This window comes from Sphingomonas hylomeconis (genome assembly GCF_025370105.1).
GTDB classification, from domain to species: Bacteria; Pseudomonadota; Alphaproteobacteria; order Sphingomonadales; family Sphingomonadaceae; genus Sphingomonas; species Sphingomonas hylomeconis.
In genome coordinates this window covers 32,201-44,107 of sequence record NZ_JANQBK010000014.1, presented here as the reverse complement: position 1 = coordinate 44,107, position 11,907 = coordinate 32,201, and the positions used below count along the sequence as shown (strand labels likewise).

Here is an 11,907-nt window from a genome sequence, read left to right as displayed (position 1 = left end):
CTGCGGCTATGGCTTCCTATCACTATACGCCCATGCCGCGCGACGACACCTATACGGTACACCGCGACGGCACGGATATCGGCATGGTCTGGCGCGCCGGCAATGTCTGGCATGCCGATCTGTTCGGCATGCACGAACCGCAGATCAGCGAACTGACCCGCGAGGCGGCGGCGGCGCGGCTGCCGGGCCGGTGCTACTGAGCGGGAGCGAGGTGGCGCGCATCGCATGGCGCCGCGCAGCGCCGGTGCCCGGGGACTATCGCGGATCGGTCATCGATCCCAGCTCCTCGACGCTGATCAGCTCGGTCAACATGCACCCCGCAATGCCGTCCTGCGACCAGCGAACGACGCCACGCCGCTCGATTCCGGGCGCGATGGCGACCTTTACCGTCATGCCCGGCCGGAAACGCCCATCATGGACGAGCTTGATGCCACGCTGGGAAACGCCGCGCGCGCGCATGATCTGGATGCCAAGGTCGCTCTGGACGACGACCGCCTTGTCGAACCGCACGCGCATCTGACGCGCGCGGTCGCTCCGTTGTTCGTCGTACAGGCGCTTGAGCAGCGCGGCGCTGTCGATCGGCGCGAACAATTTCAGTCCGCATCGCCCCGAATGATGCCACACCACGCGTCCCTTGAGCGTGCAGGTTTCCGACAGATCGACCGATAAGACGGTATCGAGCGATAAATCCAGCTGGGTGGTGAGCATCATCCCTTCATCAGAAACATTCAACACCCGCGCCAGCCCATATCGCTCGCCCGTAAATACCCGCGCCACGCGAAAGACGGTGCGCAATCGCTGCGTATTGCGGTTGTCGTGGCCGCGTCGTTCCGAAGCCGATCCATCCACCGCTGACGTTTCGATACCGTCGCAAAGTTCATCCTGCATGATGTTCCCCCTTGCGAGGAGCCGTGCCGTTAGCGTGCACCAGACTCCAGCCGTGGAAAATGCGGCGCGCGGCGCAAGACTTTGTTAACGTTTTGCCGCGCGTTTCGCTGACGGACTTCCCCCGCCATCGAATCCCCGCCAAGCGCGCCCGGCCGCAGCCCATGCCGGGCGCGACACCCTAGCGACGTCGCGCGTTCCATTATGCTTCCGCAAATGGCCCTGGCTGGATCCCGGCGGTGATCGCCAGTCGGATTGCGGCCGAAAAGCTGGATTGCCCTAGCCGTTCCATCACGCTCGCGCGGTGCATTTCAACCGTTCTGACGCTGACCTGCAAGCGGTAGGCAATCAGTTTGTTGGGCAGCCCCTCGACCATCAACTCCAGCACCTCGCGTTCGCGCCGCGATAGCTGCTCCAGCTTGCGTTGCGCGACTCTGATGCCCTCCCTGGCCGATTCCGTCTGCCACGACGCCGCGACGGCGCGATCGATCAGCGCGATCAGGTCGTCATCGACATAGGGCTTTTCGATAAAATCGACCGCCCCAAGCTTCATTGCGCGGACCGCCCCGGGGACGCCGCCATGGCCCGTGATCATTATTACAGGGAATGCGGTACCGCTCCGCATCACCGCTTCCAGAACCTCGAAGCCGCCGATTTCGGGCATCTGGAGATCCAGGAGGACGGCGCCGAGCGGAAGGTTGGGGAGTTCACTCAGAAAATCGGCGCCGCCGGCAAAAGCGCGGGGCTCGAACCCTGCCGCCGATAGCATGAACCAAGTCGAGCGACGAAGCGTCGCATCGTCATCCACGATATAGACGGGCGTCGCGGTCGTCATGGCGAGCCTCGCAAGACACTGAAAATGGGGGCATACGATGGTTACCGGGCAGGCTCAAGGGTGGAGCGGCAGCGGCTCTCGATGCGCTTGCCTTCCCACACCGCCGCTAACCACAGGATGCTGCGGGGGGCTAAACGGCGAGCGGCGATGGCCAATCCCGAGCAGGGCCTCACGGAACTATTTGCAAAATAAAGACTTTAGTTTTCCGTATACGTCATCGGAGGGTTTCCCGCTGTCGTAGTGTCGGCTTGTCGGAGTGTGAATTAACGACGTTGATTAGTTCGTCGCTAACGCTGCGTGAAACAAAGGGCGCGACAATGGCTTCGTCTAAACCGACATCGATCAAGCCGCCCGGCGGCGCCGCCTTGTCGCGCGCGCGGCGGCATGACGGCCCGGCTCCGAGCGGGCAGCGCATTTTCGACGACCAGAGCATGGGCTCCAGCGACCATCTCGCGCTATGGGCCAAAGCAGCGATTGGCCCGGTCGGCAGCGCAGCGCGGCCGGTCTATCTCGTCGATGACGACCAATCGGTCCGCGAATCGATTGAATTCCTGCTCGCCACCGTCGGGGTGACGTGCCGATCCTTCGAGGATGGGGGCGAATTTCTCGCCGAGATCGCCGAACTTCCCGATGGCTGCGTGCTGATCGATCAGGTTATGCCGCAGGTCGGCGGTCTGCAGGTCATGCACCAGCTGAGGCAGATCGGTCGAACTATGCCGATCATCCTGATGACCGCGGCCACGAACGCGTCGCGCAGGCACCTGACCGAAGAGATCGGCCCCCATGCGTTGCTTGAAAAGCCGTTCGACGAAGACGCGCTGTGCAGGGCGCTCGAAACGAGTTTCGAACGGCTTGGCGGTGGCGCGGAGATCAGCGCGCAGCACGCCGTTGAGCAGCTTTCGGCGCAGCAGGTGACCGTGCTCCGGGGGCTGATCGCGGGCATCCGGACGGCCGGGCTGGCAAGGCTACTGCGGCTCGAGGAAACGCGCGTGCGGCAAATCCGCGTGGCACTGAAAGAACGGCTGGGCGCTACCGATATTCACCACGCGATCGCTATCGGCGAAAGCGCCGGACTGCAGCCATTGCGTCCTGATCATGAATGGAAGCGCAATTGACAGGCTGGAACGGCGGCGAAACGGCGCGAGCCAATTCCCGCGACGGCGAAAGCGTCGGGCAAGATTCCATCTTGCTCCAGAATTGCGCAGAACTCGACGAACTTTATCGATTTACGATCCGGATCAACCGGCAAATTCCCTTCATCGCCGACGAACATGGGGCGGTAATCAGCATCGCGCCGCTTTGGGGCGAATGGTGTGGCGCGCGCCTATCCGATGCGATGGGCTATAAGTTCCTCAGTCGAATCCACCCCGAGGATCGGGCCGGCCTGGCAGATGCCTGGGCGAACGCCACGCGCGGTGCCGAGGCGTACGTCTATGATCACCGAACACGGATGGCAGACGGCTCCTATCGCTGGTTTCGCTGCGCGGCCGAAAAATACTACCCGGAGGACGGCACCGCGCCGCGCTGGCGAGGCTTGTTGAGCGATATCGACGAACTCTTCCGCGCGCGCGCCGCAGCGCAGGCTAGCGAAGCGCGCTTCCGCACCGCCGCGCTGGCGACGCGCGACGTCATCTGGGAGGTGGATCTCCAGACCCGGCTGGTGACGTTTGGCGATCTGATCACCAGCTTTCTCGGCTATGACGTAGAAGAGATAACGAGTTCCGCGTCATGGTGGCGCGAGAAGATTCATCCCGACGATATCGCGCGGACTTCGGCGTCGTTCTGTGCCTGTCCAGCTGGCGAACGCTGGGTGTGCGACTTTCGTCTCCGTCGGGTCGACGGCGACTACGTCCATATGCAATCGCGCGCCTTTATCGCTCGCGATGCCACAGGGCGGGCAATTAGGGTCACGGGCGCGTTGGCCGACCTTACCGAAGAACGCGCGACCCGGCAGCGGATCGAACGGCTGCAGCTCGAGATGGTCGATAGCTCGAGATTGGGTGCCGCCGCCGCGCTATCGGCGATGTTGTCGCACGAACTCAACCAGCCGCTAACTTCGCTGGCGAACTTTATCCGCGGCGCGCGACGCCTGCTCCATCAGGGCAATCCGGCATCGCATGACAGTATTTTGATGGCGATGGATGCGGCTGCCACCAGCGCACTTGAAGCGGGCACGATCGTCCATCGCATGAGCGAACTGGTGTCACAGGGAGAGGGACGGCTGTCGGCGCAGAATCTGTGGGAAGCGGCGAATGATGCCCGCTCGCTGACGTGCCTCGACACGGCGTGGAACAACGTGGATATCGCGATCGCGCCCGAGCTGCACGATTTCGATGTGATCGGTGACCGCATCCAGATGCGACAGGTCTTCCTCAACATCTTCCGCAACGCGGTCGACGCGCTACGCGCGACCCGGGAGCCCATGATCCGAGTTACCGTCACGGCGGCACAGGAGTTCGTCGAGGTCACCATCGCCGACAATGGCCCGGGTTTTGGTGGTAGCAAGCCCGAAGGCCTGTTTGCACCGTTTGTCACCACCAAGCCCAACGGCGTCGGCCTTGGCCTGTCGATCTGCCAGATGATCATCGAATCGCTTGGCGGTGGCATTCGTGCGCAGCAGAATCCGGAAGGGGGCGCGACCTTCCTTTTCACCATGCCGAGGGTCGAACCCGAACCGCAAAATCGGCAAACAGCGGCCGGATGAGGGTATCGCCCGCATTGCACAAATCGCAGCGGCCGACCGTACTCCCCGACAGATGTTGCCATCAGGTTAATGCGTTAGGCGGTAATCGCCCGATCTTTTCGTTATTCGATCATCCGGCCACTGGCCGATACGGGGTGGGGCCAACCTGACGCCGCTCCGTATCATCGATCAATACAGGAGAAATACTATGGGTGTTCCTAACACCTCACCATGGTCGCTGCGCGTCGCCGTGCTCACCGCTATGGTCGGCGCGGCAACGATTGCAGCCCCGGCATCGGCGCAGACCAAAACCTCGACGTTGGACGTCGGCGCCACCGTCACCAAGAATTGCACGGTCTCGGCAAGCGCGATCGCCTTCGGCGGCATCGACACCACCAGCACCGCCGCGCGCGACGGCACGGGCGGCATTTCGGTTACGTGCACCTTCGGTGCGGGCTGGAGCGCGGCTGCGGACAAGGGCCAGGGAGCGGATGCGACGGTCGCGACGCGCCAGATGGCAGGCCCCAATGGCGATGTCTTGAACTACGGCTTGTACAAGGATGATGCGCACACCGTTGCATGGGGTGACGGCACCGGCGAGACCGAAGAAATCGCCGACACCGGAAATGGTCTCGCCCAGCCGAAGCCGATCTACGCCAGCATCATGCCGAACCAGCAAACGGCGCATGCTGGTAGCTATGCCGATCAAGTCACCGTCACGCTGACGTACTGATCGTGCGGAGCCGTCACCTTTCGGGTCTGACGAGCGGGGGTGGTCGTGATCGCACGGCCACCTTCGACAAGATCCTGTTTACGCTGGCGGCGCTGTTGCTGGCGCCCGCCGTACAAGCCAGTAGTTTCCAGGTCAGCCCGGTCGTGCTGGAAGTACCCGCCGGCGGCCGGAACGCAGTGCTGACTCTTCGCAACAATGAACAGACGCCGGTTTCGGTTCAGGTCCGGCTGTATCGCTGGACACAGCACGACGGCGCCGATGTCTACGAGCCGACCGACGAGTTGATCGCATCGCCGCCGATTATGACGGTACCTGCCGGTGGAACGCAATTGCTGCGCATCGGACCGCGCACTGGGCGGCTTTCGGGCGCGTATCGTGTTATTATCGAGGATATTCTCCCGCCGGCGACCAAAGCCAGCCAGGTCCGGATCGCGCTGCGGCTCAATCTTCCCTTGTACGTAATGCCGGCGCCGGGCGCCAAGGCAGCGCTGCGTTGGTCTGGCTCGCGCGACGCGACCGGCAACATCACCCTTCGGGCCGACAACGATGGAGCGCGCTACGATACCGTGGTCGCCATCGGAGCGATCGATGCGGCACATAAGACGATCCGGCTCTCGTCGCATTTCGGCGCGGTGCTGCCCGGCGGAAGCAAACGCTGGTCTATCGGCAAACATCCTAAGCTCGGTTTGGATGCACCGCTGGACCTGAGCGTAACCAGCGGCGACGGCGTTGTGACGCAGGCCATGATAACGCTGGTGCGGCGCTAGGCCGGATCCATTATGTTTGCAGCCCCGATGGCAGACGTCCAGGCGGCAGTGGTGGACGCTTTGCAGCCCGCGTGGTTGGCGGTTTCGATGAACGGCGTCGCGCACGGCGACGTACTCGTGCTGCGCGGCAAGGGCGACGTATTCGTCGCGGTGGAAGCGTTGCGGCGCTGGGGCATATCGATCGACGGATTGCCGATCGTCGATCTCAACCATCAGCCCCATGTCGCACTGGCCGCCAGTGGCCTGAATTTCACGGTGGAGGAATCGTCGCAGACCTTGACGCTCTCCATTCCGCCGGCGCGGCTGCCAAAGAGTGCGGTGCGGCTCGGACACGCGCCCAACGGCACCATGGCGCGCAGCGGCTGGGGCGGCTTTCTCAACTATAATTTGTTGGCGAGCCGCACTGCCGACGGCCCCGCCCTGAGCGGATATTTCGAAGCCGGCGTCTTTTCGCCCTATGGCTCCGGCACGAGCACCTTCGTGGGGCAGTCGGCGAACCGCACGGCGCCGCTGGTTCGCCTCGAATCAAGCTGGACGGTCGACGACCCCGATCGCCTGCGATCGCTACGGATCGGCGACAGCATTGGTCGCGGCGGGATTGGCGGTACGCCGTTCCGCTTCGGGGGGGTGCAGTTCGGTCGCAGCTTCGAAACGCAGCCGGGCTTCGTGACGCTCCCGCTGCCGTCGCTCAGCGGCAGTGCCACCTTGCCCTCCGTTGCCGACCTCTATGTCGATAACGTACTGACCGGGCGGCACGATATCAGCCCCGGCCCATTCGCGATCAACGACGTGCCGGTGATCAGCGGCTCGGGCCAGGTGAGCCTCGTCGTCCGGGATATTCTCGGGCAGGAAACGACAGTTACGCAATCCTATTATACCGCACCGACGCTCCTGCGCGCCGGCCTCGACGATTATTCGGTCGAGGCCGGCTTTGCGCGGCACAATTTCGGCACGCGAAGCTTCGACTATGGGCCGTTCTTTGCCGCAGGCAGCTATCGCTACGGTATTTCGAGCGGCGTCACCGGTGAAGGCCATATCGAGATCACCGGTGCAGTGCAGCAGGCCGGGATCGGAGCCGATTTCGTCGTCCCCGGGGCTGCACTGGTAAAACTCGGCGCGGCCACCAGTCAGTCGCCAGATGGAACCGGGACAATGGTTTCGCTCGGGGTTGCCCGCAATACGCCGCGCATTTCGTACGGCGCCATGGCCGAGCTGCTGTCCGACGACTATGTCAGCTATGGCACATCGCTGCGCAGTCCGCGGCGTTCGATCATGGCCTATATCGGCATGCCGACGCCCTTCGGGTCGTTGGGCGGCTCTTTCACCAGCCGCAGCTACCGCGATTCGCCCACGTTGAATATTGCCAGTCTCAATACCCAGATCCGCGTGACGCGCTTCGGTTCGCTCAGCCTGATCGCTACAAAAACCTGGGGTGCAGTCGCTGAAACGACCGCGCAGGTGATGTTTGCAATGCCGCTGGGCCGCAACACCGCCGGGACAGCCGGCATCGGAACGAACGGCGGTCGGCAATCGGCCACCGTCACCGTTCAGCGCAACCTGCCGATAGGGAATGGTATCGGATACCGATTGGGTGGGGAGGTCGGCGAAATCGATCGCCTCGACGGCGAACTCGCGCTGCAGACCGGATTCGGGACCTACACCATCGATGGCAGCTGGAGCGATCAGACAAGCGCGGCGCACGTTTCCGCCGCAGGGTCGGTGGGCATCGTCGACGGCACCGTATTCGCAGCGCGCCCCCTCACCCAGAGCTTCGCTGCAGTGCGCGTCGGAAATTATCCAGGCGTGGGAGTTTACGCCGATAACCAGCTGGTTGGCCGGACCGGTTCCAACGGGATGATGATCATCCCAAATCTGCGCACCTTCGACGACAACCCGATCAGTATCGACAGCGATGACGTGCCCATGACCGCGCAAATCCGGTCAAACCAGCAGATCGTACGCCCGCCCCGGCGCGCGGGCGTGCGGGTCGATTTCCCTGTGCTGGGGCGCCGCGATGCCTTGCTGACCGTGCGGCTCGAGGACGGCTCGGTGTTGCCGACGGGCCTGCAGGTCGAGACGGCAAGCGGCGAGGAAACCGTGTCGGGGGCGGCCGGCGAAATCTACCTGTCGATGCTCGACGATCGCAACCGGGTTACCGTGCGCCTGCCCGACGCCGCCTGCAGCTTCGACGTGGCGCTTCCGCCGGGCAACGCCGCGCAACCACGGCTGGGGCCCTTTACCTGTGTCAGGACAATGCCGTGATCGATTGGAATATTCTGCTCCGCGGTACCGTTGCGGTGATCGCAGGCGTCGTCGGCCCGTCCGCGCTCGCTGCAAGTTGCTCGGTCACGTCCCCCGGAATAAGCTTCGGTGCTTATGATCCGTTGCGCGATGTCGATACCAACGGCACCGGCAGCATCCAGCTCGCCTGCGACGAGCCGGTCACCGCGACCGTGATCCTTGCGCGGAGCGGACCATCGCTCGACCGCATGATGACCAACGGGATCAGTCAGCTGATCTACGGACTATATGCCGATCCCCAGCGCAACACGATCTGGGGAGATGGCATGGGGGGATCTCAGACGGTCACCGTGCAAGGGACCTCGATCAGTCAGCCGGTCTATGGAAAGATCTTGAAGCGTCAGCAAGTGACTGCCGGTAGCTATAACGACACGATCACGGTGACGATAAGCTACTAGCCGCCCCGATACAGGGCCGGCAGCCGTGCAAGTCCTGCGATACGCAGAGAATGCCATGCCGCTCGCACAACAGCGCGATATGCCCCGACTCCAGCTCGACCAAGCCGAGACCGCCGAGCGCGACGCAGCGACGCCCCCCGCTGTAGTCCAACCGCGCGGATGGCTGTGCGGCTAGGCGGCGCTTCCGAGCCGGCTAGGCATCTTCCCCCACCATGCAACTCTGCGCCCCCGCCGCGACCGGCGGCGCCACACGGTCAAGCATCGTCGTCACCGATGCAACTCCGGACGGCAAAGCCTGCGGCTTGTCGATCGTCACCTGCGCCCGACGCACGGTCGGCAACACCAGACAGGCCTCCGCCAGCCGATGCGCAAACGTCTCGATCAGCGCGATGCGTTGGGCGGCCAGCGTCTCGGCCGCCGCAGCGATATCGCGGTAGTCAATCGTGGCATCGATCGTGTCGTTCGCGACCGGATCGATCCACAGCACCGCCGTGACGACCAGCGGCTGACGCCGGCCGATCTCGTGGGGATGTACGCCGATATCGGCCATCACCGTCAGCTCGCGAATGCCGACGCACAGGAATGCGACCTGCGGAAACGCGCCGCGCAGGACGGTCTCGTTGCCGCGCGTCCGCCCAGCCGCCTTGTCCTCGATCCGCGGCAACGCGATCAGTTCCGGAAGACCACGGTGCGCGAGCCGTTGAGCAGCACGCGATCGCCGAGGTGATAGGTCACCGCTGCGGCCAACACGCGCCGTTCGATATCGCGCCCCTTGCGAACCAGGTCATCGGCGGTGTCGGCATGGCTGATCGGCTCGACATCCTGTGCGATGATCGGCCCCTCATCGAGATCGGCGGTGACGTAATGCGCGGTGGCGCCGATCATCTTCACGCCGCGCTCGTGCGCCTGATGGTAAGGTTTGGCGCCCTTGAAGCCGGGAAGGAAACTGTGATGGATGTTGATGCAGCGGCCTGACAGGAACCCGGCCATGTCGTCGGACAGGATCTGCATGTAGCGCGCCAGCACCACTAGATCCGTTCCGGTATCGGTGACGATCGCCTTGATCTGCGCTTCCTGCTGGGGCTTGGTATCACGCGTCACCGGCAGATAGTGATAGGGGATGTCGCCGATCATCGTCGTCTGCAGCGCGGTCTGCGGATGATTGGAGACGATGCCGACCACATCCATGTCGAGCTCGCCGATGCGCCGCCGATACAGCAGATCGCCCAAGCAATGATCGAACTTCGACACGAGCAGCAGCACCCGCTGCCGGTCGGCCGCGCCGCGCAGAGTCCAGTACATTCCGTATTCCGCGCCGACCGCCGCGAAGCCTTCACGGATCGTATCGATCGTGATTGCCGGATCGGCCAGCGCGAATACCACGCGCATGAAGAAGCGTTTGGTCTGCAGATCATCGAACTGCTGCGCGTCCAGGATGTTGCCGCCGTGCGACGCCAGGAACGTCGCCACCGTCGCGACCAACCCCGGCCGATCGTCGCACGACAGCGTCAAAGTGCAAATATCCGTCAAACCGTCCTCCTGGGATCTCATCATATCGGCGCCTCAGCGCGCGCGGCGCATGCCATATTCACCGATCCAGTCGACCGTGCGTTCCAGCCCGCCAAAGGGATAGAAATGGAGCCGCACCGGGCCATGCGCCGGGGTAAGGCCGGCAGCGAAAGCGGCGACCAGCTTGTCGGGCCCTGCCGCACCGAGCAGGCGCGACAGTGACACACCATATTTCGCCATCACGCTGGCGGAGGCGCCCACGCCGCAATGTGCCGCGAACCGTAACAGCGTCTTGATGCCCGCAGGCCCAGGCACTCCGATCCGCACCGGCACATCGATGCCGCGGCGACGCAGTTCGCCGAGCCAGGCAAGGAACGGATCGGCATCGAAGCCGAATTGCGTGACGATAAGCATCGCCATGTCGCGACTGTGGATCTCGGCCTGCTTCTCCACCAGCGTACGCCACAGCTCCTCGCCGGTCATTGCCGGATGGCCGTCGGGATGCCCGGCAATGCCGATCGCCTTGATGCCGTGGCGCTCGAACAGCCCGGTGCGTAGCAGCGACAGCGTATCGGAAAATGGCCCGGCAGGTACCGGCGGATCACCGGCCACCAGGAACATCCGCGTGGCCCCCGCTTCCGCGGTGGTACGCGCGACGATCGTTTCGAGTTCTTCATGCGAGGCGATGCGCCGCGCGGAGAGATGCGGCATCGGCTCGAACCCCAGCGACCGCACCAGTACTGCAGCATCGATGCGCGCCGCCATCGTCTCGCCCGGCAGGAACGTGATCGCAACCGGCGTGTCCGGTGCGATGCGGGGCGCCGCGGCGCGCAAGGCATCCACATCCTTGGCGGTCATCTCGAGCGAATAGCCATCGGTCAACACCCCGGGCACCGGCTGCTCCCAGGCAGGGTGTAGCGCGTTGCTGATATGCATGATCCTCCACTCCCGCCGTTCCGGCTGCTTTCGACGAACACGTTCTTTTTGCTTGCCACAGAGATAACGGACGATAAAGAATTCGTATACAAGAATATTTCAGAGACGCGAATAACGGAGTGGGTATGCAGGGCACTGCGGTAGCACCATTGCTGATGCTTCCCGGGCTGCTGTGCGACGCACGCATGTTCGCCGCGCAACGCGACCGTTTTCCGAACGCCGTGGCGATCGACGGGTTTGGCGAGGTTGATGATCTGGTGAAGATGGCGCGGATCGCGCTGGACGCCGCCCCGCCGCGAATATCGTTGCTCGGCCATTCGATGGGTGGGCGGGTCGCGCTGGAGATGATGCGACTTGCGCCCGATAGGATCGAGCGACTGGCGCTGGTCAGCACGGGCGTGCACGAACGGCGCCCCGGCGAAGCACCAAAGCGGCACGCTCTGCTGCAGCTCGGCCGCACGTGGGGGGCAGAGACTCTGGTCGATCACTGGCTGCCGGGAATGGTCGCGCCCGACCGCGCCGACGATATGGCGCTGATCGGGCCGTTGCACGAGATGTGCGTCGATGCCGGCGTCGATACATTCGCGGCGCAGATCGCCGCTTTGCTCGGTCGCCCGGAGGTCGCATCTTTGCTGCCGACGATCCGCTGCCCGACGCTCGTTATGGTCGGCACCGAGGATGCCTGGAGCCCGCCTGCGCAACACGAGCAGATCGCCGCGGCGATCCCGGGTGCGGGGCTGCGCGTTATTCCCGGCGCCGGCCATATGCTCCCTGCCGAGGCGCCCGATGCCGTCAACGATGCGATCGCCGACTGGCTGGCCCTACGCCCTTATACCGACCCCGTTTCCGACCGATAACGA

13 protein-coding genes are annotated in these 11,907 nt (G+C 63.9%); 8 read left to right on the top strand and 5 right to left on the bottom strand.

Annotation, left to right across the window (positions count from 1 at the left end; translation table 11 throughout):
* The first annotated feature begins 32 nt into the window (after positions 1-32).
* On the top strand, positions 33-200 hold the full coding sequence (locus tag NV401_RS14505) for a hypothetical protein (protein WP_261295161.1): 168 nt from the start codon (positions 33-35) through the stop codon (positions 198-200).
* A 55-nt stretch (positions 201-255) separates the two neighbouring features.
* Here NV401_RS14505 and NV401_RS14500 read toward each other — a convergent pair whose 3' ends face one another.
* Both NV401_RS14500 and NV401_RS14495 read right to left on the bottom strand, forming a co-directional pair.
* Positions 256-888, bottom strand: coding sequence for a PilZ domain-containing protein (locus tag NV401_RS14500; RefSeq protein ID WP_261295160.1), 633 nt, complete (start codon positions 886-888; stop codon positions 256-258).
* 199 nt (positions 889-1,087) lie between these two features.
* On the bottom strand, positions 1,088-1,720 hold the full coding sequence (locus NV401_RS14495) for a response regulator transcription factor (RefSeq protein ID WP_261295159.1): 633 nt from the start codon (positions 1,718-1,720) through the stop codon (positions 1,088-1,090).
* Between the two features lie 272 nt (positions 1,721-1,992).
* Between NV401_RS14495 and NV401_RS14490 the strand changes: the two genes are divergently transcribed.
* The 6 genes from NV401_RS14490 to NV401_RS14465 all read left to right on the top strand — a co-directional run bounded on the left by NV401_RS14490 (position 1,993) and on the right by NV401_RS14465 (position 8,602).
* Entirely contained in the window at positions 1,993-2,835 is an 843-nt protein-coding gene (locus tag NV401_RS14490) for a response regulator transcription factor (RefSeq protein WP_261295158.1), read from the top strand.
* On the top strand, positions 2,820-4,424 hold the full coding sequence (locus NV401_RS14485; RefSeq protein ID WP_261295157.1) for a PAS domain-containing sensor histidine kinase: 1,605 nt from the start codon (positions 2,820-2,822) through the stop codon (positions 4,422-4,424). The genes NV401_RS14490 and NV401_RS14485 overlap by 16 nt, the downstream gene beginning before the upstream one ends.
* Positions 4,425-4,611: 187 nt before the next feature.
* Positions 4,612-5,136 (top strand): Csu type fimbrial protein, encoded by a 525-nt coding sequence (locus NV401_RS14480; RefSeq protein WP_261295156.1) that lies wholly within the window; start codon positions 4,612-4,614, stop codon positions 5,134-5,136.
* 2 nt (positions 5,137-5,138) lie between these two features.
* On the top strand, positions 5,139-5,903 hold the full coding sequence (locus NV401_RS14475; protein ID WP_261295155.1) for a fimbrial biogenesis chaperone: 765 nt from the start codon (positions 5,139-5,141) through the stop codon (positions 5,901-5,903).
* A 27-nt stretch (positions 5,904-5,930) separates the two neighbouring features.
* Positions 5,931-8,165: a fimbria/pilus outer membrane usher protein gene (locus tag NV401_RS14470; protein ID WP_261295154.1), complete on the top strand. Its 2,235-nt coding sequence runs from the start codon at positions 5,931-5,933 to the stop codon at positions 8,163-8,165.
* Positions 8,162-8,602, top strand: a complete 441-nt coding sequence (locus NV401_RS14465; protein WP_261295153.1) for a Csu type fimbrial protein — start codon at positions 8,162-8,164, stop codon at positions 8,600-8,602. The genes NV401_RS14470 and NV401_RS14465 overlap by 4 nt, the downstream gene beginning before the upstream one ends.
* Positions 8,603-8,795: 193 nt before the next feature.
* Here the strand turns inward: NV401_RS14465 and NV401_RS14460 are convergent, their stop codons facing one another.
* From NV401_RS14460 to NV401_RS14450, 3 genes are read right to left on the bottom strand one after another with little or no spacing between them, the layout of a single operon-like run.
* Positions 8,796-9,266, bottom strand: coding sequence for a dihydroneopterin aldolase (locus NV401_RS14460; RefSeq protein WP_261295152.1), 471 nt, complete (start codon positions 9,264-9,266; stop codon positions 8,796-8,798).
* 5 nt (positions 9,267-9,271) lie between these two features.
* Complete coding sequence (gene purU, locus NV401_RS14455; protein ID WP_261295151.1) at positions 9,272-10,132, bottom strand: formyltetrahydrofolate deformylase; 861 nt, start codon at positions 10,130-10,132, stop codon at positions 9,272-9,274.
* Positions 10,133-10,165: 33 nt separating this feature from the next.
* A complete protein-coding gene (locus NV401_RS14450) occupies positions 10,166-11,047 on the bottom strand; it encodes a methylenetetrahydrofolate reductase (RefSeq protein ID WP_261295150.1) in 882 nt (293 codons plus the stop codon).
* A 125-nt stretch (positions 11,048-11,172) separates the two neighbouring features.
* Between NV401_RS14450 and NV401_RS14445 the strand changes: the two genes are divergently transcribed.
* Entirely contained in the window at positions 11,173-11,904 is a 732-nt protein-coding gene (locus NV401_RS14445; RefSeq protein ID WP_261295149.1) for an alpha/beta fold hydrolase, read from the top strand.
* Positions 11,905-11,907 lie beyond the last annotated feature (3 nt).